Origin of the sequence: Streptomyces aurantiogriseus (assembly GCF_014649375.1) — a bacterium.
Taxonomy (GTDB): domain Bacteria; phylum Actinomycetota; class Actinomycetes; order Streptomycetales; family Streptomycetaceae; genus Streptomyces; species Streptomyces aurantiogriseus.
In genome coordinates, this window is the sequence record NZ_BMSX01000025.1 from 93,107 (window position 1) to 116,536 (window position 23,430).

General features: G+C 70.4%; 22 protein-coding genes. 9 read left to right on the plus strand and 13 right to left on the minus strand.

Features of this window, described 5'->3' with window-relative positions; genetic code table 11:
• Positions 1–139: 139 nt before the first annotated feature.
• Together IE263_RS38865 and IE263_RS38870 are read left to right on the plus strand one after the other, a co-directional pair.
• On the plus strand, positions 140–1,294 hold the full coding sequence (locus IE263_RS38865) for an inorganic phosphate transporter (RefSeq protein WP_189942804.1): 1,155 nt from the start codon (positions 140–142) through the stop codon (positions 1,292–1,294).
• 19 nt (positions 1,295–1,313) lie between these two features.
• Positions 1,314–1,547, plus strand: coding sequence for a hypothetical protein (locus IE263_RS38870; protein WP_189942805.1), 234 nt, complete (start codon positions 1,314–1,316; stop codon positions 1,545–1,547).
• A 130-nt stretch (positions 1,548–1,677) separates the two neighbouring features.
• Here IE263_RS38870 and sodN read toward each other — a convergent pair whose 3' ends face one another.
• Positions 1,678–2,073 (minus strand): superoxide dismutase, Ni, encoded by a 396-nt coding sequence (gene sodN / locus IE263_RS38875; protein WP_189942806.1) that lies wholly within the window; start codon positions 2,071–2,073, stop codon positions 1,678–1,680.
• A gap of 146 nt (positions 2,074–2,219) precedes the next feature.
• Here sodN and sodX point away from each other — a divergent pair, with 146 nt between their 5' ends.
• Complete coding sequence (sodX, locus tag IE263_RS38880; RefSeq protein ID WP_189942807.1) at positions 2,220–2,654, plus strand: nickel-type superoxide dismutase maturation protease; 435 nt, start codon at positions 2,220–2,222, stop codon at positions 2,652–2,654.
• Here sodX and IE263_RS38885 read toward each other — a convergent pair.
• Positions 2,558–3,187, minus strand: coding sequence for a CGNR zinc finger domain-containing protein (locus IE263_RS38885; protein WP_189942808.1), 630 nt, complete (start codon positions 3,185–3,187; stop codon positions 2,558–2,560). The two genes, sodX and IE263_RS38885, sit on opposite strands and share 97 nt — an antisense overlap.
• Positions 3,188–3,287: 100 nt before the next feature.
• Here IE263_RS38885 and IE263_RS38890 point away from each other — a divergent pair, with 100 nt between their 5' ends.
• Positions 3,288–4,046 carry a class I SAM-dependent methyltransferase gene (locus IE263_RS38890; RefSeq protein ID WP_189942809.1) on the plus strand — a complete coding sequence of 253 codons (759 nt, stop codon included), beginning with the start codon at positions 3,288–3,290 and terminating at the stop codon, positions 4,044–4,046.
• A gap of 148 nt (positions 4,047–4,194) precedes the next feature.
• Here IE263_RS38890 and IE263_RS38895 read toward each other — a convergent pair whose 3' ends face one another.
• Genes IE263_RS38895 through IE263_RS38905 form a run of 3 tightly spaced genes read right to left on the minus strand, consistent with a single transcriptional unit; the run spans position 4,195 to position 6,922 of the window.
• Entirely contained in the window at positions 4,195–4,956 is a 762-nt protein-coding gene (locus tag IE263_RS38895; protein ID WP_308430800.1) for an amino acid ABC transporter ATP-binding protein, read from the minus strand.
• A complete protein-coding gene (locus IE263_RS38900) occupies positions 4,956–5,924 on the minus strand; it encodes an amino acid ABC transporter permease (protein ID WP_189942810.1) in 969 nt (322 codons plus the stop codon). The genes IE263_RS38895 and IE263_RS38900 overlap by 1 nt, the downstream gene beginning before the upstream one ends.
• A gap of 29 nt (positions 5,925–5,953) precedes the next feature.
• Positions 5,954–6,922 (minus strand): ABC transporter substrate-binding protein, encoded by a 969-nt coding sequence (locus tag IE263_RS38905; protein WP_189942811.1) that lies wholly within the window; start codon positions 6,920–6,922, stop codon positions 5,954–5,956.
• Between the two features lie 625 nt (positions 6,923–7,547).
• On the opposite strand from IE263_RS38905, the gene IE263_RS38910 reads away from it, so the two are divergent.
• The 4 genes from IE263_RS38910 (at position 7,548) to IE263_RS38925 (ending at position 10,926) form a co-directional block, all read left to right on the plus strand.
• On the plus strand, positions 7,548–8,780 hold the full coding sequence (locus IE263_RS38910; RefSeq protein WP_189942812.1) for an NAD(P)-dependent malic enzyme: 1,233 nt from the start codon (positions 7,548–7,550) through the stop codon (positions 8,778–8,780).
• A gap of 305 nt (positions 8,781–9,085) precedes the next feature.
• Positions 9,086–10,051, plus strand: a complete 966-nt coding sequence (locus IE263_RS38915; RefSeq protein ID WP_189942813.1) for a zinc-binding dehydrogenase — start codon at positions 9,086–9,088, stop codon at positions 10,049–10,051.
• Between the two features lie 99 nt (positions 10,052–10,150).
• Positions 10,151–10,360: a helix-turn-helix domain-containing protein gene (locus tag IE263_RS38920; protein WP_018571396.1), complete on the plus strand. Its 210-nt coding sequence runs from the start codon at positions 10,151–10,153 to the stop codon at positions 10,358–10,360.
• A complete protein-coding gene (locus tag IE263_RS38925) occupies positions 10,360–10,926 on the plus strand; it encodes a Clp protease N-terminal domain-containing protein (RefSeq protein WP_189942814.1) in 567 nt (188 codons plus the stop codon). Before IE263_RS38920 ends, IE263_RS38925 begins: the two co-directional genes overlap by 1 nt.
• 379 nt (positions 10,927–11,305) lie before the next feature.
• Here the strand turns inward: IE263_RS38925 and IE263_RS38930 are convergent, their stop codons facing one another.
• From IE263_RS38930 to IE263_RS38960, 7 genes are all read right to left on the minus strand, one after another.
• Entirely contained in the window at positions 11,306–12,367 is a 1,062-nt protein-coding gene (locus IE263_RS38930) for a helix-turn-helix transcriptional regulator (RefSeq protein WP_189942815.1), read from the minus strand.
• A 1-nt stretch (position 12,368) separates the two neighbouring features.
• Positions 12,369–13,316 (minus strand): DUF4097 family beta strand repeat-containing protein, encoded by a 948-nt coding sequence (locus IE263_RS38935; protein WP_189942816.1) that lies wholly within the window; start codon positions 13,314–13,316, stop codon positions 12,369–12,371.
• 193 nt (positions 13,317–13,509) lie between these two features.
• Positions 13,510–13,689 carry a DUF6104 family protein gene (locus IE263_RS38940; protein WP_003992906.1) on the minus strand — a complete coding sequence of 60 codons (180 nt, stop codon included), beginning with the start codon at positions 13,687–13,689 and terminating at the stop codon, positions 13,510–13,512.
• Between the two features lie 85 nt (positions 13,690–13,774).
• Positions 13,775–17,569 (minus strand): multifunctional oxoglutarate decarboxylase/oxoglutarate dehydrogenase thiamine pyrophosphate-binding subunit/dihydrolipoyllysine-residue succinyltransferase subunit, encoded by a 3,795-nt coding sequence (locus IE263_RS38945; protein WP_189942817.1) that lies wholly within the window; start codon positions 17,567–17,569, stop codon positions 13,775–13,777.
• Positions 17,570–17,870: 301 nt separating this feature from the next.
• On the minus strand, positions 17,871–18,974 hold the full coding sequence (locus IE263_RS38950; protein ID WP_189942818.1) for a HAMP domain-containing sensor histidine kinase: 1,104 nt from the start codon (positions 18,972–18,974) through the stop codon (positions 17,871–17,873).
• Positions 18,971–19,711 (minus strand): response regulator transcription factor, encoded by a 741-nt coding sequence (locus IE263_RS38955; protein WP_189942819.1) that lies wholly within the window; start codon positions 19,709–19,711, stop codon positions 18,971–18,973. The genes IE263_RS38950 and IE263_RS38955 overlap by 4 nt, the downstream gene beginning before the upstream one ends.
• A gap of 121 nt (positions 19,712–19,832) precedes the next feature.
• Positions 19,833–20,522, minus strand: coding sequence for a spermidine synthase family protein (locus IE263_RS38960; RefSeq protein WP_189942820.1), 690 nt, complete (start codon positions 20,520–20,522; stop codon positions 19,833–19,835).
• 231 nt (positions 20,523–20,753) lie between these two features.
• Between IE263_RS38960 and IE263_RS38965 the strand changes: the two genes are divergently transcribed.
• The gene (locus tag IE263_RS38965) at positions 20,754–21,500 is read left to right on the plus strand and encodes a rhomboid-like protein (protein ID WP_189942821.1); all 747 of its coding nucleotides are present in this window, start codon (positions 20,754–20,756) and stop codon (positions 21,498–21,500) included.
• Positions 21,501–21,863: 363 nt separating this feature from the next.
• Here IE263_RS38965 and IE263_RS38970 read toward each other — a convergent pair whose 3' ends face one another.
• Complete coding sequence (locus IE263_RS38970; RefSeq protein ID WP_189942822.1) at positions 21,864–22,883, minus strand: DUF5954 family protein; 1,020 nt, start codon at positions 22,881–22,883, stop codon at positions 21,864–21,866.
• Positions 22,884–23,430 lie beyond the last annotated feature (547 nt).

The following is a 23,430-nucleotide window of genomic DNA, read 5'->3' on the forward strand; positions in this document are numbered from 1 at the left end:
ATCTCCTGGGTCTTCACGCACCCCGGCGGCCCCCTTCCGGGAGGCGTCCGGGCCGTCTCCCTCACTCGTGCGCGTGTTCCTGGGCCTGCCTTTGCCTGGGGTTGGCCCGGGATTGGTCTGCGCTTGTTTGCATAGGGGAATGGATCACATTACGTTCCTGGTGGCGGTGGTCATCGTCACGGCGCTGGCCTTCGACTTCACCAACGGATTCCACGACACGGCGAACGCGATGGCCACCTCCATCGCCACCGGTGCGCTCAGGCCCAGAACGGCCGTGCTGATCAGCGGTGTCCTCAACGTTGTCGGCGCCTTCCTGTCCACGGAAGTGGCCAAGACCATCTCGGGCGGCATCGTGGACGACGCCCTCGTCACACCGGGGATGATCTTCGCGGGGCTGGTCGGGGCGATTCTCTGGAATTTGCTCACCTGGCTGCTGGGACTGCCGTCGAGCTCGTCGCACGCGCTGTTCGGCGGGCTGATCGGGGCCGTGTGGGTGGGGGCCGGGTCCCACGGCGTGAACTTCGACAAGGTGGTCGAGAAGGTACTGATCCCGGCCGTGGCCTCGCCGTTGGTGGCGGGCGCGGCGGCGCTGATCGCGACCTACTTCGCCTACCGACTGACCGCCCGGGCCCGCGCGAAGTCGGTGACCAAGGGCTTCCGGCTCGGGCAGATCGCCTCCGCCTCCCTGGTCTCCCTCGCCCACGGCACCAACGACGCGCAGAAGACCATGGGCGTCATCACCCTCACCCTCATCTCGGCGGGCGCGCTCGGCCATGACGCCGGACCGCCGCTGTGGGTCATCGCGTCCGCGGGGCTCGCCATCGGCCTCGGCACCTACCTGGGCGGCTGGCGGATCATCCGCACGATGGGCAAGGGCCTCACGGAGATCCAGTCCCCCCAGGGCTTCGCCGCCGAGACGGCCTCCACGACCGTCATCCTCACCTCCGCCCACCTCGGCTTCGCCCTCTCCACCACCCAGGTCGCCTCCGGCAGCATCCTGGGCGCCGGTCTGGGCCGACGGCTCGCGGAGGTGCGCTGGGGCGTCGCGGGCCGCATGGTGATCGCCTGGCTGATCACGCTGCCGGCCGCGGCCCTGGTCGGCGGCCTCGCCGCGAGCGCGGTCACCCACGGCGGGGACGTCGGTACGGCGGTCGTCGCCCTGGTCGGCGCCGCGCTCGCCGGAGGCATCGTCCTCGTCTCCCGCCGCAACCCCGTGAGCGCGCACAACGTCAACGACGCCCACGACGTCACCCTCCGCACCGCGACGCCGACGCCGGTCGGCAAGGCCGCCTGAGAAACCGGGAGTTCACGCCATGCAACTGAACTGGAGCGCCCTCGGCCAGGTCGCCGCGGTGAGCCTCGGCGTCACCGTCGCGGTGGTCGTCGTCTTCTCCCTCGGCGTCCTGGGCCTCGCCCGCGTCGAGGACACCCGGGAGAGGCCCGGCGCCGCCTCCGCCCTGGGGCTGACCCAGGCGGGGCTGTGCTTCCTCGCGTGTGCGGCGGTGGTGGCGTACGGGATCTACTTGATCGTGCCGCAGTTCCACTGAAGGCCGCCGCAGCCGCCGTTGACCCGCGGTACGCCGAAGGGGCCCGGTCGGGATTCCGACCGGGCCCCTTCGGGATCTCCCCGACCTGCGGTGGTGCACCGACCGCGGGTCACGGGGTGGCCTTGGGGTGTCAGGCCTTCTTGGTCTCCCAGAAGATCTTGTCGATCTCGGCGATCAGCTCCAGGGCCTTCTCACCGGTCTTGGGGTCCGTCGAGCCCTTGGCGGCCGACAGGGCCTTCAGGGTGTCGTTGACGAGCTGGTGCAGCTGCGGGTACTTCTCGAAGTGCGGGGCCTTGAAGTAGTCGCTCCACAGCACGGAGACGTGGTGCTTCGCGAGCTCGGCGCGCTGCTCCTTGATGACGGTGGCGCGCGCCTGGAAGTGCGGGTCGTCGTTGGCGGCCATCTTCTCCTGCACGGCCTTCACCGACTCCGCCTCGATGCGGGCCTGGGCCGGGTCGTACACACCGCAGGGCAGGTCGCAGTGTGCGCTGACCTTGACCTTGGGGGCAAACAGGCGGGAAAGCATGGAGCGTTCCTTCCTCGTGATCGTCTTCTCAGGTGGGACATTACTCCCTGCAAGACGGGTTTTCGCGAGTGCCCCCATGGGCTTAGGACAAAAGTCGGGGGTCAGACTGAGACTGGTGGAGGAACGGACCAGGGGAGGTGCCGGCGATGCCGGAGCTGTCGCGGGAGACCGAGCGCGGGAGGGGGGCCGCGCCCTTCGGACTGGCCGAGGTGACCGGTCCGTCCATGGTGCCCACGCTGCACCACGGGGACCAGCTGGTGCTGCAGTACGGCGCCAGGGTCAGGCCCGGAGACGTGGTCGTGCTGAGGCATCCCTTCCAGCAGGACCTGCTCGTCGTGAAACGGGCCGCGGAGCGCCGTGAGGGCGGCTGGTGGGTCCTCGGGGACAACGCTTACGCCGGTGGCGACAGCACCGACTACGGGACCGTGCCCGACGAGCTGATCCTCGGCACGGTGCGGTTCCGCTACCGGCCGCTGAAGCGGGATCAGCGCTCGCCGCTGGCGGTGCTGCGCTGGGCGCTGTCGGCGGCCAGGCCCGTACTGGCCGACCGGTCGGCCTCCAGGCGCTTGCGGGCACGGTAGGCGGCCACGTTGGCGCGGGTGGCGCAGCGGTCGGAGCAGTAGCGCCGGGAGCGGTTCGTGGACGTGTCCAGGTAGGCGTTGCGGCACGGGGCCGCCTCGCACAGGCCCAGGCGGTCCACGCCGTATTCCGTCAGATGGAAGGCCAGGCCCATCGCGGCGATGGCCGCGTAGCCCGCGGTCGCGTTCGACGGGTGGTCGGCCAGGTGCATGTGCCACAGCGGGCGGCCGTCGTCGTCGCGGAAGTCGTGGCCGGAGATCTGCGGGCTGACCGGGAACTCCAGGAGGAGTGAGTTCAGCAGGTCCACCGCGAGGGTCTCGTCGCCCGTGTCGGCCGCCTCGAAGACCGCGCGCAGCCGGGCCCGTACCGAGCGGAAGCGGGTCACGTCCGCGTCCGTGGCGCGGCGGGCCGCCGACCGGTTTCCGCCGAACAGGTCCCGGACGGCCTCGACGGAGGTGAGCGTGTCCGTGCCCCGGACCGGTTCCTCGGTGTTCACGAGGCGTACGGCGTAGTCCGAGTAATAGGCCAGTTCCACTTGTAGTCCTTACGAAGGGGCTCTATGGTCGTGGGTGCGGTCGGGTAATAGCTGATCGTGCTTCCAGGGTATTACGTCTGCGACTGAAGAGGGGGCTCCCATGACCATGAGTATCGGCGCCGACTGGCAGGCATGGCAGGAGAGCTGGGACCGGCAGCAGGAGTGGTACATGCCCGACCGGGAGGACCGCTTCCGGATCATGCTCGACATGGTCGAGGCCCTCGTCGGCACCGCGCCCCGCGTCCTCGACCTCGCCTGCGGCACCGGCAGCATCACCGCCCGGCTGCTGGCCAGATTCCCCGAGGCCACCAGTACCGGCGTCGACCTCGACCCGGCCCTCCTCGCCATCGCCGAGGGCACCTTCGCGGACGACGACCGCGTCACCCTGGTGACCGCCGACCTCAAGGATTCGGACTGGCCGGCGCGACTGCCGTACGACTCCTACGACGCCGTCCTCACCGCCACCGCCCTGCACTGGCTGCACCGTGATCCCCTCGAGGCCCTCTACGGTCAGGTCGCGGGACTCGTCCGCGACGGCGGTGTCTTCATGAACGCGGACCACATGATCGACGAGGGCACGCCCCGGATCAACGCGGCCGAGCGCGCACAGCGCCACGCCGGTATGGATCAGGCCAGGGCGGCCGGCACCGTCGACTGGTCCGAGTGGTGGCAGCTGGCCGCCGCCGACCCCGTCCTCGCCGAGCCCACCGCCCGCCGCTTCGCGATCTACGGCGAGCACGCCGACGGCGACATGCCGTCCGCGGCCTGGCACGCGCGCGTGCTGCGCGAGAAGGGGTTCGGGGAGGCGCGGCCGGTGTGGGCCTCGCCCTCGGACACGCTGTTGCTCGCGTTGAAGTGACCGCACCAGGGGCTGCCGCCCCCGGACCCCCGCTTCGGCCCTGAACGGGCCTCGTCCTCAAGCACCGGACGGGCTGGACGGTTGGCCGGCGCTGAAAAGGGGGCGGTACGGGATTCCCGTACCGCCCCCTTCGCCGTACCGCCGCCGGTTACAGCACCTTGGACAGGAACGCCTTCGTCCGCTCGTGCTGCGGGTCCGTGAGGACGTCGCGCGGGTTGCCGGACTCGACGACCACACCGCCGTCCATGAAGACCAGGCTGTCGCCGACCTCGCGGGCGAAGCCCATCTCGTGGGTGACGACGACCATCGTCATACCGGACTCGGCCAGGTCGCGCATGACGTCGAGGACGTCACCGACCAGCTCCGGGTCGAGGGCCGAGGTCGGCTCGTCGAACAGCATCAGCTTCGGGTCCATGGCCAGGGCCCGGGCGATGGCGACGCGCTGCTGCTGGCCGCCGGAGAGCTGCGAGGGGTAGTTCCCGGCCTTGTCGGCCAGGCCCACCCGGTCCAGCAGCTGCATGGCGCGCTCCTTGGCCTGGGCCCTGTTCGCACCCTTGACCTGGACCGGGGCCTCGATGACGTTGTCCACCGCCGTCATGTGCGGGAAGAGGTTGAACCGCTGGAACACCATGCCGATGTCCCGGCGCTTCAGCGCGACCTCGCTGTCCTTGAGCTCGTACAGCTTGTCGCCCTTCTGGCGGTAGCCGACCAGCTCGCCGTCGACGTACAGGCGACCGGCGTTGATCTTCTCCAGGTGGTTGATGCACCGGAGGAAGGTCGACTTGCCGGAGCCCGAGGGGCCGATCAGGCAGAACACCTCGCCGGACTGGACCTCCAGGTCGATGCCCTTGAGGACCTCGACCGCGCCGAAGGACTTGTGGACGCCCTCGGCCTTCACCATGGCGGTCATCACACGGCTCCCCTCGGGCTGCCCTTGGCGGACAGGTTCATCTTGATCTTCTGGAAGACGGTCGGCGGCAGGCTCCGGCTGGAGCCACGCGCGTAGTACCGCTCCAGGTAGTACTGGAAAACGCTGAACACGCTGGTCATGACCAGGTACCAGATCGAGGCGACGAAGAGCATCTCCATCACGGCGTACGACTGGGAACCGATCACCGAGGTCGAGCGCAGCAGCTCGTTGTACGTCACCGCGTACACCAGCGACGAGGTCTTCAGCATGTTGATGAACTCGTTGCCGGTCGGCGGCACGATCACCCGCATGGCCTGCGGGATGACGATCCGGCGCAGCGTCTTGCCGTGGCTCATGCCCAGGGCGTGGGCCGCCTCCGTCTGCCCCTCGTCGACGGCCAGCAGGCCGGCGCGGCAGATCTCGGCCATGTACGCGGCCTCGTTCAGGCCGAGGCCGAGCAGGGCGCACATGAACGGCGTCATGACGTCCGTCATCTCGTCCTTGTAGATCGGACCGAGGTTCAGGACGGGGAAGATCAGCGCCAGGTTGAACCACATCAGCAGCTGCACGTAGACCGGTGTGCCGCGGAAGAACCAGATGTACAGCCAGGCCACACTGCTGGTGACCGGGTTCTTCGACAGCCGCATCACGGCCAGGACGACGCCCAGGACGACGCCGAGCACCATCGACAGAAGGCTGATGAGCAGCGTACGGCCGGCGCCCGCGACCACGGTCGAGTCGAACAGCTTGTCGGACACCGCCTGCCAGCGGATGTCGCCGTTCGCGAACGCCTGGACGAGCAGCGCCAGGAGCGCGAGGACGACGACGGCGCTGACCCAGCGGCCGTAGTGGCGCACCGGAATGGCCTTGATGGCCTCCGGCGGGCCGGAGAACGCCGAGTCCTTGGCCACCGGCGGCTGGTCCGCCGGCGGCGCGCCCGCGCCGGACTTGTCGAGCTTGTCAGTCATGGGGACTGCCCTTCAGTGGTGCTGGGAGATCACTTGCCGCTGTTGATCGCCGCGGCCTGGATCGCACCGCTCTGGGCGCCCCACTTCTCCAGCACCTTCTGGTACGAACCGTCCTTGATGATCGCGTCGACGGCCTCCTTGAGGGCGTCGCGCAGCTGGGTGTTCTGCTTGTCGACGACGATGCCGAAGGGGCCGGCGTCGTACTGCTCGCCGATGACCTCGAAGGCGTTGCCGCCGTCGGCCTTGCGGGCCATGTCCACGGCGACCGGGTAGTCGTTGACGCCGGCCACGGCGCCGCCCGACTTCACTCGGGTCTGGGCCTCGGTGTCGTTCTCGAACGACTCGATCTTGATGGCCTTCTTGCCGCCGTCCGTGCACTTCTTGGACTGGTCCTTCAGGGCCTGCTCGTACGTGGTGCCCCGCTGCACCGCGGCGGTCTGGCCGCAGAGGTCCTCGATGGACTTGACGCCCTTGGGGTTGCCCTTCTTGACGTAGACGGCCGTGCCGGCGGTGAAGTAGTCGACGAAGTCGACGCCCTCGCCGAGCTTCTTGCCGCTCTCGTCCAGGCCCTCCTGGCGCTGCTTGTTGTCGGTGATCGACGACATCGCGATGTCGTAGCGGCCGGTGTTGACCGCGGTGATCAGGCCGTCGAAGGCGCCGGAGGTGAACTTGAACTCGACGCCGAGCTGCTTGCCGAGCGCCGCCGCGATGTCGGGGTCGACGCCGACGATCTTGCCGCCCTCGACGTACTCCATCGGGGCGTACTCGGCGTTGGTGCCGACCTGGATGACGCCCTTGTCCTGGATCTCCTTCGGGAGCTTGGAGAAGAGGGGCGCGGTGCTGGCCTTGTCCGTGCTTTCGGAGGTGCTGCTGCCGCTGCCGCTGTCGGTCTGGTCACCGCAGGCGGTGAGCAGCAGGGCGCCCGCGACCGCGAGGGAACCGACCGCGGCTAGCCGGGTGCGCGCGGCGGTGGTACGGCGGATGGAGCGTGCGGTCATGGTGAGTGCCTCCGGCGGATGGATGGAGATGCCGATGGGTCGACGAGAACACACACCTTCGGGTGTCGCGACCTCGTGTGATTACCGGCATCTTGCCATTCGGACGACGCCATTCAGGGGGCCACCCATGTCAAAATCGGATAACGGGCGACCCCCGAACCGCACCAGTCCGGTACAACACGGCCGGACCAGGCCGCACCATCTGCGGGAATCTGCCCTTCCGGCCGGAAGATCTTCGGTTCATCTCACGATGTGGTCGGTTGTTGTGCGGTCAGTACGCTGACTTGAGTCCGTGTCAAGCGTTTGTCCGATACTGGTCCGCTCTTTGCGCATGAGTCATGTCACGGGGATATGACTGCGGAGGCGAGGTGGCCGACACGGCGCCCGGGTCTGTGGGAGTTCTGCAAGATGCGGTATGTGACCTTGCACGGATTGGACTCGTCGTCGGTGGTGTCCGTCCGGTAAGAAGGTTCTTTACACCCCTCATCCGGGGCTCAGGGCGCGTGTGCGGCGCGCCCGACGCACAGGTGCCCGTACGTATCACCGCTGGGTCCTGCGCGGTGCCCGCCCACTTCTCACCAGGAGTGGCCACCCTCAAACCATGAACACCTAAGGGGTAAGACAAGTGGCAGCGGAGATCGTCAATCCTCGCAGCGAGAGCGAAACGGACCATACGGGCCAGGAGGGCGGTGCGGAGCCCCTCGACTCGTTCGACCCGGCGTTCGCGCTGCACCGGGGCGGCAAGATGGCCGTGCAGGCCACCGTCCCGGTCCGCGACAAGGACGACCTGTCCCTCGCCTACACGCCCGGCGTCGCGCGCGTGTGCACCGCGATCGCGGAACAGCCGGAGCTGGTGAACGACTACACCTGGAAGTCGTCCGTCGTCGCCGTCGTCACCGACGGCACGGCGGTGCTCGGCCTCGGGGACATCGGGCCGGAGGCCTCCCTTCCGGTCATGGAAGGCAAGGCCATCCTCTTCAAGCAGTTCGGCGGTGTGGACGCGGTTCCGATCGCGCTCGCCTGCACGGACGTGGACGAGATCGTCGAGACCGTGGTGCGCCTCGCGCCCTCGTTCGGCGGAGTCAACCTGGAGGACATCTCGGCGCCTCGGTGCTTCGAGATCGAGCGCCGGCTCCAGGAGGCGCTGGACATCCCGGTCTTCCACGACGACCAGCACGGCACGGCCGTCGTGACGCTGGCGGCGCTGCGGAACGCGGCGCGGCTGAGCGGGCGGACCATCGGAGACCTGCGGGCCGTCATCTCGGGCGCCGGCGCGGCCGGTGTCGCCATCGCCAAGATGCTGGTCGAGGCCGGCATCGGGGACGTCGCGGTCACCGACCGCAAGGGCATCGTCTCGGCGGACCGGGAGGACCTGACCGACGTCAAGCGCGAGCTGGCCGGGTTCACCAACAAGGCGGGCCTCACCGGCTCGCTCGAGGACGCGCTGGCCGGCGCGGACGTCTTCATCGGCGTCTCGGGCGGTACGGTCCCGGAGGCCGCGGTCGCCTCGATGGCCGAGGGCGCGTTCGTCTTCGCCATGGCCAACCCGAACCCCGAGGTGCACCCGGACGTCGCCCACAAGTACGCGGCGGTCGTCGCGACCGGGCGGTCGGACTTCCCGAACCAGATCAACAACGTGCTGGCGTTCCCGGGCATCTTCGCCGGCGCGCTGCAGGTGCGGGCGTCCCGGATCACCGAGGGCATGAAGATCGCGGCGGCGGAGGCGCTGGCGGGCGTCGTCGGTGACGACCTCGCCGCGGACTACGTGATTCCGTCGCCGTTCGACGAGAGGGTGGCACCCGCGGTGACCGCGGCGGTTGCGGCTGCTGCTCGTGCCGAGGGCGTTGCTCGTCGCTGACGCGCACCTGAATGGCCCCGTCCGTTCGGACGGGGCCGTTTCTTTGCCCACCGGCTTCTCTGCCCACCGGGCCCGCCCGCTCGGGTGATGACGAGGCCGCCGGCCCCGGGGCCCCGCCCCCGGACCCCCGTACCGGCCCTGAACGGGCCTCGTCCCCTCTCGGCTTCTCCCCCACGCTCGGCTTCGCTCGCGCGGGGGACCCCCATGAGCGGGGGGACCCCCACGACGGGCTGACTTTGCAAGAGGGCATGTCTCACAGTGGGCCCCGGTTTCGCCGACCGTTCCCGGAACCTATCGTCGGCTTCATGTTCGCCGCCTACGCCGCTCGAATCGACCGCGACCAGCCGCTGAACGGCCTGGAGTTGGGGGAGCGTCCGGCCCCCGAGGTCCGTCCCGGCTGGAGTACCGTCACCGTTCGCGCCGCCTCCCTCAACCACCATGACCTCTGGTCCCTGCGGGGCGTGGGCCTCGCCGAGGACAAGCTGCCGATGATCCTCGGGTGCGACGCCGCCGGTGTCGACGAGGACGGCAACGAGGTCGTCCTGCACTCCGTGATCGGACAGACCGGGCACGGGGTCGGGCCCGACGAGCCCCGTTCCATCCTCACCGAGCGCTACCAGGGCACCTTCGCCGAGCAGGTCGCCGTCCCGACCTGGAACATCCTGCCCAAGCCGAAGGAGCTCTCCTTCGCGGAGGCCGCCTGTCTGCCCACCGCCTGGCTGACGGCGTACCGCATGCTCTTCACCAACGCCGGCGTGCGCCCCGGCGACTCCGTCCTCGTCCAGGGCGCGGGGGGTGGTGTGGCCACGGCCGCGATCGTGCTCGGCAAGGCCGCCGGGCTGCGGGTCTTCGCGACCAGCCGGGACGAGGCCAAGCGGAAGCGGGCTCTGGAGCTCGGGGCCGTCGAGGCCGTCGAGCCGGGTGCGCGGCTGCCGCAGCGGGTCGACGCCGTCATCGAGACCGTCGGTGCCGCCACCTGGTCCCACTCGGTGAAGTCCCTGCGGCCCGGCGGCACGCTCGTCATCTCCGGCGCGACGAGCGGCGACCGGCCTTCGCACGCCGAGCTCACCCGCATCTTCTTCCTCGAACTCAAGGTCGTCGGCTCCACGATGGGCACCAAGGACGAGCTGGAGGACCTGCTCTCCTTCTGTGCCGCGACCGGCGTCCGCCCCGTCATCGACGAGGTCCTTCCGCTCGACCGCGCCCGCGAGGGCTTCGAACGGCTCGCGTCCGGAGACCAGTTCGGCAAGATCGTCCTCACCCATTCCTGATGCGTCCACACGGCGGGCCCGGTTCTCGGGCCCGCCTTTTGCATGCCCGTCATGTCAACGGTGGTTGACACCTTCCTTGTGTCAACGTAAGTTGACATCATGACCGAAGCAACGGATCTCGCCGAGCGCGCCGGCGACCGCGATCCACGGGTCGGCCTGCGCGCCGTCGCCGCCCTGCGCCGGCTGCTGGAGCAGCTGGAGGCGGTGCAGGTGCGCAGTGCCCGCAACCAGGGCTGGTCGTGGCAGGAGATCGCCGCGGAACTCGGAGTGAGCAGGCAGGCCGTGCACAAGAAGTACGGGAGGCAGTGATGTTCGAGCGGTTCACGAAGGACGCCCGCGCCGTGGTGCGAGGGGCCGTCGGGCAGTGCGAGAGCTCGGGAGCGCGGACCGTGGGGCCCGAGCATCTGCTGCTCGCCCTGCTGGACCATGAGGCGAGCCGCGGATCCTTCGCGCTGACCGCCCTCGGACTCACCGCGGAGCGCAGGGAGTCGGTACGGCGGGCGCTGGAGGAGGTACGCCGGCGCGCGGGCCTGTCCCGGGCCGACGCCGACGCCCTCGCCGGCCTCGGCATCGACGTGTCGGAGATCGTCTCCCGGGTCGAGGAGGTGCACGGCGTCGGGGCGATGTCCGGGGACCGGCGGGACAAGGGCTCGTGGACGGGGCGTCCGGGCTTCGGGCGGGACGCCAAGGACGTCCTCGAGAAGTCCTTGCGTATCGCCCTGGCCCACCGTGACCGGCACATCGGCGACGAACACCGCCTCCTCGCCCTGACCGCCCGCCCGGGCCCATCCGCCGAAACCCTCGCCGACCACGGCGTCACCCATGCGTCCCTGACCCGGGTGGTGTACGGCGGGGGAGAGGCGCAGACGGGCTGAACGCACGGGCTGAACGGACGGGCTGAGGGGGCGTGCTCAGCGGGCGAGCGGAGCGGAAGGGCTGAGGGGGCGTGCTCAGCGGGCGAGCGGAGCGGACGGGCTGAGGGGGCGTGCTCAGCGGGCGAGCGGAGCGGAAGGGCTGAGGGGGCGTGCTCAGCGGGCGAGCGGAGCGGACGGGTCCGGGGGCCGCCGACGGCGCGACGCGCACCGACGGCCCTGCCCGGCCTCGCTCAACCCGGCCTCGCTCAACCCGGCCTCGCTCAACCCGGCCTCGCTCAACCCGGCCTCGCTCAACCCGGCCTCGCTCAACCCGGCCTCGCTCAACCCGGCCTCGCTCAGGCCCGGCCCGCTCAACCCGGCCCGCTCAGTCCCGGCCCGCTCAGTCCTTGGGTGCCCGCAGTATCGCCCCGATGTGCGCCGCCGCCGTCGACAGGTGCCGGCGGGCGTCGCGGAGTTGGTCGGCTGTGACCCCGTGGTCGCGTGCCGCGTCGCGGATGTCGTCGCGGAAGCGGTCCAGCATGCGGTCCAGGTCGCGGGCCGGGTCGCCGCTGGGGTCCTCGTGGGCCCAGGCCGGCTCGTAGTCGGCGGGGAAGTCCGCCGGGGTCTCCGAGTACACGGGCCCCCTGCCCGCCGGACTCTCCGCGCCGCTGCCGCCGCCGTTGCCGCGTCCGAAGCCGAAGTCCTTGCCGAACTCCTTCCCGTAGTCCTTGCCGAACTCGCCGAACTCCTTGGCCAGTTCGGTCAGGCCCTCGCGGACTCCCGTCGGCCAGTCGCCCCGGGCGAAGTGGTCCTGGACCTGCTCCTGAACGCGGCGCGCTATGCGCTGGACCTCCTCCTGGGCCTGGGTGCGGGCCCGGTCCTGGGCCTCCTTGGCCTGGCGGCGGGCCCGCTGGGCCTCCTCACGGGCCCGGCGGCTCTCGTCCTTGGCCCGGCGGGCCTGTTCCTTCCACTCCTGCTTGACGCGGCGCATCTCCTCCTTGGCGACGCGCCACGCCTCCTTGTCACCCTGGTCTCCGTAGCCGCCGTACTCGTCGGCGCCCGTGCCGGCGCCACGACGGGCATCCGAGGCCGCCGCCCGCATCTCGCGGCGCAGGTCGCCCGCGGCACCGCGCACATCGGCCCGGATCTCCGCGGCCAGCTCCGCGACCGACTCGTGGATCTCCAGCTCCAGGTCGGCCAGTTCACCGCTGCGGTCGGCCAGCTCGGCCCGGCCGGCGTCGGTGATGGCGTAGACCTTGCGGCCGCCCTCGGTGGTGTGGGTGACGAGGCCCTCGGCCTCCAGCTTGGCCAGGCGCGGGTACACCGTGCCCGCCGACGGCGCGTACAGCCCCTGGAAGCGTTCCTCCAGGAGGCGGATCACCTCGTAGCCGTGGCGCGGGGCCTCGTCCAGGAGCTTCAGCAGATAGAGGCGGAGGCGGCCGTGGGCGAAGACGGGAGGCATGTCAGAGCACCTTCTTGTCGGTCGTGCTGTCGGCCGGGCCGTCGGAGGAGGTCGCGTCGTCCGGGCCGGGAGAGGAATTGTCCCCCGAGGCGGCAGCTGCGCCGTTGGCCGGAGCCGTCGCCTCCGGCTCCCATGGCTCGTCCTCCTCCTGCGGGCGGCGCAGCAGGGCGATCGAGCCGGAGACGGTTGTCGCCTTCAGGCTGCCGTTGCCCGTGCCGAGCCGGCCGGTGATGCGCTTGGCGCCCCACTGGCCGCTGACCCGGAGGTCCTCGAAGGCGTTGGAGACCGAGCCGCTCGCCGTGTTGGCCTCCACCTCCGCGTCCGCCGGGTGCGGCAGCCGGATGGCGATCTCACCGGAGACGCTGGTCAGGCTGATGTCGGTGGGGCGGCTCGTCGGGTCGAGGTCGACGATCATCGACCCGCTCACCGAGTCGGCCTTCACGGAGGAGCCCGCCTCGACCACGGTCAGATCCCCGGAGACGGAGTTGAAACGCAGGTCGCCGGTGAGGGCCTGGGCCTCCACGCTCCCGGAGACGGTGTCCGCGCGCACCGGACCCGTGAGCCGCACCAGCGTCGTGTCCCCGGAGACGCCCTTCACCTCGGCGCGCCCGTCGATGCCGGAGACGACCGCCCCGGCGCTCACCGCGCCCACCTCCACGCGCGTGCCCGCCGGGACGGCCAGCGAGACCACGGCACTGCGCCGCCACCCCTTGCGGTCGAGCCACTTGAGGAAGCCCTTCCAGGGCAGATCCTCGTACGCCACCGTCAAGGTCCCGTCGCGGTGGGTCACGACCAGGGGTGGTCCCTCGATCCGGGACACCTCCAGGCGGGCGGAACCCTCGTCGGTCCCCACCACGTTCACCGTGCCGGCGACGATCCGGACGTGCAGATCGCTCACCGGCTCGTCGAAGGAGAGCTTGCTGGGCTCAGCGACGGACCACTCGGACATGGTGCAGACCTCCTCGACGACGCGACATCACATCCCCGGACACGCCATATCGCGTCTCCCGTAATTCACGATATATCGCGGCCATCGAAAGTCAAGGCACCGCAAGGCACCTGTTCCAGTGGTACCAACGACGAAGGGCGCCCCTGGGGGCGCCCACACGCGAATCGACCCGACGACAGGCCTCCGGCCCGACCTACTCGTCGTCCTCGTCGTCCAGCCGAGCCAGCCACGTCGCCAGCCGCTCCACCGGCACCTCGAAGTCCGGGTTCAGATCGACGAACGTCCGCAGCTGCTCGGCGAGCCACTCGAAGGTGACCTCCTCCTCGCCGCGCCGCTTCTCCAGCTCTTCGATGCCACGGTCCGTGAAGTACATGGGTCAAGGATAAGTGCGCGGAAACGGCCGGGCCGCACCCCCACGAGAGGGGTGCGGCCCGGCCGGGTACGCCTGTCGAGAGCGGTTACGCCTCGAACACCTCACGCACCAGCTGCTCCTGCTCGGCCTGGTGGCGCTTCGCCGAGCCGACCGCCGGGGACGAGCCGTGCGGCCGCGAGATGCGGCGCAGGCGCTCGCCGTGCGGGACGTCGGCGCCGACGGCCAGGTCCAGGTGGTCGATCAGGTTCAGGGCGATGAACGGCCAGGCGCCCTGGTTGGCCGGCTCCTCCTGGGCCCACAGGTACTTCTCGGCGTTCGGGTACTTGGCGATCTCCGCCTGGAGCTCGGCACCCGGCAGCGGGTACAGGCGCTCGATGCGGATGATCGCGGTGTCCGTGACGCCGCGCTTCTGACGCTCGGCCTCGAGGTCGTAGTAGACCTTGCCGGCGCAGAAGACGACCTTGCGGACCGCGGCCGGGTCGGCCGACACGTCGCCGATGACCGGGCGGAACTGGCCGCTCGTGAACTCGTCCGCCTTGGAGGCCGCGGCCTTCAGGCGCAGCATCGACTTCGGGGTGAAGACGACCAGCGGCTTGTGGTGCGGGTTGTGCACCTGCCACCGCAGGAGGTGGAAGTAGTTCGACGGCAGGGTCGGCATCGCGACCGTCATGTTGTTCTGGGCGCAGAGCTGGAGGAAGCGCTCCGGGCGGGCGGAGGAGTGGTCCGGGCCCTGGCCCTCGTAGCCGTGCGGGAGGAGCAGGGTGACGCCGGACGTCTGGCCCCACTTCTGCTCGGCCGAGGAGATGAACTCGTCGACGACCGTCTGCGCGCCGTTGACGAAGTCGCCGAACTGCGCCTCCCACATCACGAGCGCGTCCGGGCGGGCCAGCGAGTAGCCGTACTCGAAGCCCATCGCCGCGTACTCGGAGAGCAGGGAGTTGTAGACGTTCAGGCGGGCCTGGTCCTCGGACAGGTAGAGCAGCGGGGTGAAGTCCTCGCCCGTCTCACGGTCGATGATCACCGCGTGCCGCTGGCCGAACGTGCCGCGCTGGGAGTCCTGGCCCGCCAGACGGACCGGGACGCCCTCGAGCAGCAGCGAGCCGATGGCGAGGGTCTCGCCCATGCCCCAGTCGATGGTGCCGTCCTCGACCATCGCCGCGCGGCGCTGCAGCTGCGGCAGCAGACGCGGGTGGACGGTGATGTGGTCCGGGACGTTGACCTGGGACTCGGCGATGCGCTTGACGACCTCCGTGGAGATCGCGGTCGGGACCGCGACCGGGAAGCCGTCCTGCGGGTCCTGGGAGGTGCCCGGAGCCGGCTGCGCGGTGGCCTCGCGGACCTCCGTGAAGACCTTCTCCAGCTGGCCCTGGTAGTCCTGCAGCGCCTGCTCGGCCTCTTCCAGGGTGATGTCGCCGCGACCGATCAGGGACTCGGTGTACAGCTTGCGCACCGAGCGCTTCTTGTCGATCAGGTCGTACATCAGCGGCTGGGTGAAGGCCGGGTTGTCCGACTCGTTGTGACCGCGGCGGCGGTAGCAGATGAGGTCGATCACCACGTCCTTGTTGAACGCCTGGCGGAACTCGAAGGCCAGACGTGCGACGCGGACCACGGCCTCCGGGTCGTCGCCGTTCACGTGGAAGATCGGGGCCTCGATCATGCGGGCCACGTCCGTGGCGTACATCGAGGAACGCGACGACTCGGGCGCCGCGGTGAAGCCGACCTGGTTGTTGATGACGATGTGGACCGTGCCGCCGGTGCGGTAGCCGCGCAGCTGCGACATGTTCAGGGTCTCGGCCACCACGCCCTGGCCCGCGAAGGCCGCGTCGCCGTGGATCGCCACCGGCAGGACCGTGAAGTCCGTGCCGCCCTTGTTGATGACGTCCTGCTTGGCGCGCGCGACGCCCTCCAGGACCGGGTCCACGGCCTCCAGGTGCGAGGGGTTCGCGACCAGGCTGACCTTGATCTGCTCGCCGTCGAGGCCGGTGAAGGTGCCCTCGGCGCCCAGGTGGTACTTCACGTCGCCGGAGCCGTGCATCGACTTCGGGTCGAGGTTGCCCTCGAACTCGCGGAAGATCTGCGCGTACGACTTGCCGACGATGTTGGCGAGCACGTTCAGGCGGCCGCGGTGGGCCATGCCGATGACGACCTCGTCCAGGCGGGACTCGGCAGCCGAGTCCAGCACCGCGTCCAGCAGCGGGATGACGGACTCGCCGCCCTCCAGGGAGAAGCGCTTCTGGCCGACGTACTTCGTCTGCAGGAAGGTCTCGAAGGCCTCAGCGGCGTTCAGACGGCGCAGGATGCGCAGCTGCTCCTCGCGCTCCGGCTTGGTGTGGCCGCGCTCCACGCGGTCCTGGATCCACTTGCGCTGCTTCGGGTCCTGGATGTGCATGAACTCGATGCCGGTGGTGCGGCAGTACGAGTCGCGCAGCACGCCGAGGATGTCGCGCAGCTTCATCAGGGACTTGCCGGAGAAGCCGCCGACCGCGAACTCGCGCTCCAGGTCCCACAGGGTGAGGCCGTGCTCGGTGATGTCCAGGTCGGGGTGCTTGCGCTGGCGGTACTCCAGCGGGTCGGTGTCGGCCATGACGTGGCCGCGGACCCGGTAGGAGTGGATCAGCTCGAAGACACGGGCGGCCTTGGTGACGTCGTCGTCGTGGCTGGCGTCGATGTCCTTGAGCCAGCGGACCGGCTCGTAGGGGATGCGCAGGGCCTCGAAGATGTCGTCGTAGAAGCCGTTCTCGCCGAGGAGGAGGTTGGCGACGGCGCGCAGGAACTCGCCGGAGGCGGCGCCCTGGATGACCCGGTGGTCGTAGGTCGACGTGAGCGTCATGACCTTCGAGATGCCGAGCTTGTTGAGGGTGTCCTGGCTGGTGCCCTGGAACTCCGCCGGGTAGTCCATCGAGCCGACGCCCATGATGACCGACTGGCCGGGCATCAGACGCGGCACGGAGTGGACGGTGCCGAGGCCACCGGGGTTGGTCAGGGAGACCGTGACGCCGGTGAAGTCGTCCATCGTCAGCTTGTTGTCGCGGGCGCGACGGACGATGTCCTCGTAGGCCTGCCAGAACTCGAAGAAGTTCAGCGTCTCGGCCTTCTTGATGGCGGCCACGACGAGCTGGCGGTCGCCGTTGGGCTTCACCAGGTCGATGGCCAGGCCGAGGTTGACGTGCGGCGGCTTGATGAGGGTCGGCTTGCCGTCCTTCTCGCCGAACGACCAGTTCATCGACGGCATGGCCTTGATGGCCTGCACCATCGCGAAGCCGATCAGGTGCGTGAAGGAGATCTTCCCGCCCCGGGCGCGCTTCAGGTGGTTGTTGATGACGATGCGGTTGTCGAACAGCAGCTTCACCGGGACCGCGCGCACGGACGTGGCCGTGGGCAGCTCCAGGGAGGCGTTCATGTTCTTGGCGACCGCGGCGGACGGGCCGCGCAGCGTCACGTACTCCGGGCCGTCGGGGGCCGCGGTGACGGGCTCGGCCTTCGCCGGGGCGGCGGCCGGCTTGGCCGCCGGGGCGGGCTTCGCGGGAGCCGGGGCGGCGGCCGCGGGCTTCGGGGCGGCCGGGGCCGGCACGGTGGCCGGAGCAGCGGGCGCGGCCTGGGCCGGAGCGGCCGGGGCGGCGGGCGCCGCCGGGGGCGTGGTGGTGGTCCCTGCGGCCCCCGCGGCCGCAGTACCCGCCGGAGCCGGAGCGCTGGCGGCCCCCGGCTTGTAGTCGGCGAAGAAGTCCCACCAGGCACGGTCTACAGAATTCGGGTCCTGGAGGTACTGCTGATAGATCTCGTCGACGAGCCACTCGTTGGGCCCGAAGGCCGCGGCGGGGTTCTTGCCCGCTCGGTCGGCGTCGGTCGAGATGCTCGAGTTACTGGGGGACTGTGGCGACACGGCGGCAACCGCCCTCTTCCGCTTCACAAGGTGATGGACAGCGGGAATAAAGGCTACGCCTCCCAGCGGGTGAAGGTCAGGTCAGCCCGCTGCTTCGTCGTGTAAGTCACATCAAAGAGCGTGTTTCGAGGGTGGAAATGGCGGGAAACAAGCGCGGTTGCCCTGCAAAAAGGATGGGTTGACGCAGGTCGCGCACCTGAACGTACGGACCCCCTCCGGCCTGCGCCGGTGCTCTGCCTGATCACACGTGTCCGGCTGCGCGGACACCGGTGGATCTTGTGGCTCCGCTTCGCACTTTACGTCAACTTGGCACGGAAGGCTCTCCCGGAAGGGTGATAAGAATCCGGCAACCCCGCTCGGATTCGGCCACCCCGATCCGGCCTCCGTGGAGATCGACCGCCCAGCGGGCGATCGCGAGCCCCAGTCCCGTGCCGCCGTCGCTGCCCGGACCGTGCGGCCGGCGGACGGCCCCGCGGTTGAACCGCTCGAAGACGCGGCGCCACTCGGAGCGCGGAATGCCGGGGCCCTCGTCCAGGACCTCCAGCTCCAGCGACTCCGGCTGCGGTCCGCGCCGCGCCTTCACCGTCACCCGCCCGTGCGGCGGGCTGTGCTTGACCGCGTTGTCGATGAGGTTGGCGACGACCTGGTGGATGCGCTCCGGGTCCGCGTGCGCGGTCAGCTCCGGCGGCGAGACGTCCAGGTGCAGATGGACGTCCGTCCGTGTGTGACTGCCGCCCGAGCCCATGGTCGCGCGCGCGGAGGCCACCATGTTGGCCTCCTTCAGCACCCCGGACAGATACGGCCACACCTCGAACCGCCGCTTGCGCAGCGGTACGACGCCGTTGTCCAGCCGGGACAGGTCGAGGAGCGTCTCCACGAGACGTCCCAGCCGCTCCGTCTGCTTCAGCGCCGTCCGCATGGTCTCGGGGTCGGCCTCCGCGATGCCGTCGACCACGTTCTCCAGGACCGCGCGCAGGCCCGCGATGGGCGTGCGCAGCTCGTGCGAGACGTTGGCCACCAGCTCCTTGCGCTGACGGTCCTGGGCCTCCAGCTCGTCGGCCATGACGTTGATCGTCTGGGCGAGGTCGCCCAGCTCGTCGCGGCGGTTCTCGCGGACCCGGCGGGTGTAGTCGCCGTGCGAGATGGACCGGGCCACCGTGTTCATCTCGTCCAGCGGCGCGGTGAGCGAATGCGCCACGAACTGCGTAATCAGCAGTGTGGCGATCATTGAGAAGACCGTGATGAAGCGCAGCTCGGTCTCGGTGCGCATGGCGATCATCATCAGCCCGGTGGTGATCAGCACCGAGATGACGACCAGCGCTCCCAGCTTGGTCTTGATCGAGAACGGGCGTACGCCGCCCCAGGGCTCCCCGGGGCTTCTCGGTGCGTCCGGCCCGCCGCTCATGGTGTCGGCGTCTCCAGCGCGTAGCCCACGCCGTGCACCGTACGGATCCGCTCGGCCCCGATCTTCCGGCGCAGCGCCTTGATGTGGCTGTCGACGGTGCGGGTGCCGGAGGCGTCCGCCCAGTCCCACACCTCGGCGAGGAGTTGCTCACGGGAGAGCACCGCGCGCGGGGTGTTGGCCAGGCAGACCAGCAGGTCGAACTCGGTGGGCGTGAGGTGCACGTCCTCGCTGCGCACCCGTACCCGGCGCTGGGCGTGGTCGATCTCCAGCTCGCCGAGGCGCAGGATGCCGCTCCTCGGCGTCGCCGCGGCCAGCGCGGCCCGCTCGACGCGGCGCAGCAGCACGTGCACGCGTGCCGCCAGTTCCCGCATCGAGAACGGCTTGGTCATGTAGTCGTCGGCGCCCACGCCGAGCCCGACCAGCATGTCGGTCTCGTCGTCGCGCGCGGTGAGCATCAGCACCGGCACCGGGCGGGCGGCCTGCACACGACGGCAGACCTCCAGACCGTCGAAGCCGGGCAGCATGATGTCGAGGATCAGCAGATCGGGCTGCCAGGCCTCTGCGGTGTCGACGGCCGCCGGACCGTCGCCTGCCGTTTGCACGAGGAATCCCTCGGCGCGCAGGCGGGCCGCGATGGCGTCGACGATCGTCGGGTCGTCCTCCACGACCAGAACGCGGCGCTGTGCGCCCGGGGTCGCCGTCGTCGTGCCGTTGTGCGAGGTGTGTGTCTGCTCCATCGCCCGCCCCTGAGGTGCTTTCCGGAATCAGTGGGGTGATCCCTTGTTTGCGCATGACTGCGGTTGACGCGTAAATGATCGGCGTCAGGGCAGCAACGTACCCGGAGTCACCGCGGCTTTGCTATCCAGGTCGAACGGCGGGTCGAACGGCGAGGTGCACGACGTCCGGCACGCCTCGGGCAACAGGGATCTCTTCGGTACGCACCTGTTGGAACCCGGCATTCCCCAAGGTTCCCTCGAATTCCGGAGACGGCTGTGCGGACCATACGGCCAGTACCCCGCCGGGTCTCAACACCCGTGCGCAGCCTGCGAGTCCGGCCGGTGAGTAGAGGCTGTCGTTGCCCTCCGTGACGGTCCAGTCGGGCCCGTTGTCGATGTCCAGGCACAGCGCGTCGAACGTGGCGGATGTCTCATTGACGTAGTCGAGCAGATCCGCTTCCTCGATCTTTGTGCGCGGATCGGCGAGAGCGGGGCCGGAGAGGGCGGCGAGGGGGCCGTCGAGATGCCAGCCGATGACGGCGCGTTCGCGCTCGACGACCGTGATGCGGCCCCAGCGGGGGTCGGCGGCGGCGTGTGCCAGCGAGAAGCCGACGCCCAGGCCGCCGATCAGCACCTCCGGTGCGGGTCGCTCGTCCAGCGCGGTCAGGGCGGCGTCGACCAGCAGCCGCTCCGAACGGCCGTCGGAGGTGTCCATCAGGAAGCAGCCGTTGGCGATGATCTGGAGCAACTCGCCGTGCCGGCGCAGCACGACCTCGCCGTAAGGGCCCTCACGACGGTCCAGGACTTCGGGGATGTCGTAGGAGAGGGGCATCCCTCCATCCTGGCACCGGACCTGACGGATGGTTGAGGAATTTTGGGCAGGGTCGTTCGTACGGGGGTGAGCGGGTGCGCGCGGTTGACGCCGCCGGTGCCGGGCCGGGCCGGAGCGCGACGGGGAGCGGGGAACCTTCGGAGTTGCTGTGAATCGGCTGTCGCGTGGCGTCGGTCACAGACAGAGGCGCGTGGGGCGCGAAGGGTGGAGGGAAACGGAAGGAGCGCCCTGGTGGAACGTACGGCACGCCCCGCCACGGCCGACGTGAGCGCTCCGTCGGCGCCGTTGCCCGAAGTCTCCGGCCTGCTGGACGGCGTGCCGCGGCAGCGGACGCCCGGGGCTGCGGCCCCGCGGACCAAGGCACGCCCGCGTCCCTGGCGGCTGCTGCCCACCCCGACCGGCACCCCGTTCACCTTCGGCTACGCGGTCGTCCTCGCCGTCACCTCCTACGTCGCCACCCACGCCGACCCCGCACTCGTACGGACCCTGCACCAGGCGTCCAGTACGGACGTGGCCCATCTGCTGCGGGAGCCGGTGCCGGTGTTGGTGGCCAGCGCGCTGTGGGTCGCGGGCGGGATCGCCTCGCCGTTCGTCCTCGGCTTCCTCGTCGTCCTCGCGGCGCTGGAGCGGCGCGTCGGCGGTGCCCGCACGGCCGGTGTCTTCCTGCTCGGGCACGTCCTGGCCACCCTGGCGACCGAGGTGCCTGTCGGCCTGGCCGTGTGGGTGGGCCACCTCCCCGACAGCTCGTTGCACCGGCTGGACTACGGCATCAGCTTCGGCGTCGCCGCGAGCGTGGGCGCGCTGGCGGGGGTGTTGACGCCGTGGCTGCGGTGGCCGTTGCTCGCGGTGTTCGGGGGGATGCTGGTGCAGGAACTGATCGCGTTCACGGATCCGGTGACGAACTGGGGGCATCTGATCGCGTTGGGGGTCGGGGTGGGGACGTGGCCGTGGGTGCGGGGTGCGGCTGCGGCTGCGTAGCTTTTCGCCTCGGCTTCGCCATCGGCGGATGTGTTTCCCACCCGCACCGCCCGTGCGGCATTCGTTGTCGGGTGCGGGTGGCCCCTGTGGGGCGCGTCCGCCGTCGGCGGGTGCGGATGCGGGTGCAGTGCGGATGCCGCGCGGGTGCAGCGCGGGTGCAGTGCGGATGCCGCGCGGGTGCAGTGCGGATGCAGCGCGGGTGCAGTGCGGGTGCGGGCGCGTTGTGGTTGGTCGTGTCCACGCTGCGGGGCCGCGTGTCGGTACAGGCCCGCGCTCTGATGACCTTGGCCATCCCCGGGTGCCTGCCGGGAGCCTCGGGGTGGCCCAGCTGTGTGAGCCGGTCGTCGTACGTCCGTCGGTTCGTCAATCGTCGTGCAGCACCGTGCCGTCCTCCAGCAACGTCGGGTGGAGCTTCATCGGGCCGTAGTCGTCGACGTCGGACGGGCGGGGTGGTTCGGGGCCGTCCGGGCCCAGGCGGACCAGGCGTTCCACACGGCAGACGCGGAAGAGGCGGTCCTCCACCCGGGCCTCGTCGGCGCGGCCGGCGGCTCGGTACTCCTCGGCTGCCCGGGCGTAGACCGCCTTCTTGCGCTCGTCGAACCGGAACATCAGAGCCCAGAAGCGCGCCAGACCCTCGTACAGCAGGCGGCGGGCCGCGTGCGGGGTCGGCATGAGGGCGCCGCGCGGAGTCCAGCCCGTCTCGTCGCGCTCGGCCACCGAGAAGCCGACGGGGAGGCAGACGACCTCCGGATGCGTCACGACCGCCCGCGCGGAGTCCTCGCGCACTTCGGCGGGGAAGTGGGCTTCCGTGTAGGCGAAGTCCCGCAGGCCGAGCCGTAGGGCGCCGGCCATCGGCCCCTCGTCGCGGTCGGGGTCGAGGACGAAGCCCACGTCGGGGGAGGGGGCGTCGTCGCGGCCGTCCCAGAAGCGGTCCGCCGGTTCCGGGTCGGTGGGGCGGGGTGGCTCGGGTTCGTCTTCGCCGATGCGGGCGAACTCGTCACCGCGGACGACCCGGTAGCGCACGCCCAGCGCTTCCACCTCGTCGACCGGTTCACGCTCCAGGACGGCCACGGCCGCGAGCAGTGCGCGGCGGGCGGCCGGGTCGTCGGTGCCGTCCTTCGCCGTGAACCACAGGAACGAGTTCAGGCCGTCCCGGGCCTGCTGGGGCATGCCGTTCACCACCGGCTTCAGCAGACGCCAGCAGGACCCGGCCGCGGACGGGTCCAGTGCGGCGACACCGAAGACCGGCCCGCGCGGTGCGATGTACGGGTAGCGCCTTGACGCCTCGACGGCGTCCGCCTCGGTCACCCAGGCGACGGGGTCGTCGCGGCTGACCAACTCCGCGTGGAGGGCGTCGAGGTGTTGCTTCCAGTCATCGGTCATGTGCGCATTGTGGTGGGGGCGGGCGGTCGATTCGACGTGAATGCCGGAAGTGGGGGGAGGGGTGGGAGGGCGGGAGGGCTGTCCGGCGCGTGGAGCGAGGCACCGGCGGTGGCGGGATGCGGTGCGCCCCGGCCGACGTCACACCCTGGCTTGCGGGGCCGTCGTCAGTCCCGGAGGTGGGCCTGTCGTCGTCCCGGAGGTGGGCCTGTCGTCGTCCCCGGAGGCGGGCCTGTTGTCGGTCCGGCCGTGGGGCTGCCATCCGTCTTCCCCTGGCCGTCGCGGCCGCCGTCAGTCACGGTCGAGAGTCCGTCGTCACCTGGCGGGAGGCTCGCCGCCAGTCACTCAGCCGCAGCTCCGCCGTCCCTCCGCGACCGCCGGTCGCCGTCCCTGCTCAGCCACGGGCTCGCATTCCTTTCCCGGCCACGGGCCCGCCGTCAGTCACCCGGCCGCAGCTCCGCCGTCCCTCCGCGACCGCCGGTCGCCGTCCCTGCTCAGCCACGGGCTCGCAGTCCTTTCCCGGCCACGGGCCCGCCGTCAGTCACTCAGC

Bases quoted from the DNA above. Each gene is read 5' to 3' on its own strand.
- IE263_RS38865 (WP_189942804.1), top strand. From the start codon at position 140: ATGGATCACATTACGTTCCTGGTGGCGGTGGTCATCGTCACGGCGCTG.
- IE263_RS38870 (WP_189942805.1), top strand. From the start codon at position 1,314: ATGCAACTGAACTGGAGCGCCCTCGGCCAGGTCGCCGCGGTGAGCCTC.
- sodN (WP_189942806.1), bottom strand. From the start codon at position 2,073: ATGCTTTCCCGCCTGTTTGCCCCCAAGGTCAAGGTCAGCGCACACTGC.
- sodX (WP_189942807.1), top strand. From the start codon at position 2,220: ATGCCGGAGCTGTCGCGGGAGACCGAGCGCGGGAGGGGGGCCGCGCCC.
- IE263_RS38890 (WP_189942809.1), top strand. From the start codon at position 3,288: ATGACCATGAGTATCGGCGCCGACTGGCAGGCATGGCAGGAGAGCTGG.
- IE263_RS38895 (WP_308430800.1), bottom strand. From the start codon at position 4,956: ATGACCGCCATGGTGAAGGCCGAGGGCGTCCACAAGTCCTTCGGCGCG.
- IE263_RS38900 (WP_189942810.1), bottom strand. From the start codon at position 5,924: ATGACTGACAAGCTCGACAAGTCCGGCGCGGGCGCGCCGCCGGCGGAC.
- IE263_RS38905 (WP_189942811.1), bottom strand. From the start codon at position 6,922: ATGACCGCACGCTCCATCCGCCGTACCACCGCCGCGCGCACCCGGCTA.
- IE263_RS38915 (WP_189942813.1), top strand. From the start codon at position 9,086: ATGTTCGCCGCCTACGCCGCTCGAATCGACCGCGACCAGCCGCTGAAC.
- IE263_RS38920 (WP_018571396.1), top strand. From the start codon at position 10,151: ATGACCGAAGCAACGGATCTCGCCGAGCGCGCCGGCGACCGCGATCCA.
- IE263_RS38925 (WP_189942814.1), top strand. From the start codon at position 10,360: ATGTTCGAGCGGTTCACGAAGGACGCCCGCGCCGTGGTGCGAGGGGCC.
- IE263_RS38930 (WP_189942815.1), bottom strand. From the start codon at position 12,367: ATGCCTCCCGTCTTCGCCCACGGCCGCCTCCGCCTCTATCTGCTGAAG.
- IE263_RS38935 (WP_189942816.1), bottom strand. From the start codon at position 13,316: ATGTCCGAGTGGTCCGTCGCTGAGCCCAGCAAGCTCTCCTTCGACGAG.
- IE263_RS38940 (WP_003992906.1), bottom strand. From the start codon at position 13,689: ATGTACTTCACGGACCGTGGCATCGAAGAGCTGGAGAAGCGGCGCGGC.
- IE263_RS38950 (WP_189942818.1), bottom strand. From the start codon at position 18,974: ATGAGCGGCGGGCCGGACGCACCGAGAAGCCCCGGGGAGCCCTGGGGC.
- IE263_RS38955 (WP_189942819.1), bottom strand. From the start codon at position 19,711: ATGGAGCAGACACACACCTCGCACAACGGCACGACGACGGCGACCCCG.
- IE263_RS38960 (WP_189942820.1), bottom strand. From the start codon at position 20,522: ATGCCCCTCTCCTACGACATCCCCGAAGTCCTGGACCGTCGTGAGGGC.
- IE263_RS38970 (WP_189942822.1), bottom strand. From the start codon at position 22,883: ATGACCGATGACTGGAAGCAACACCTCGACGCCCTCCACGCGGAGTTG.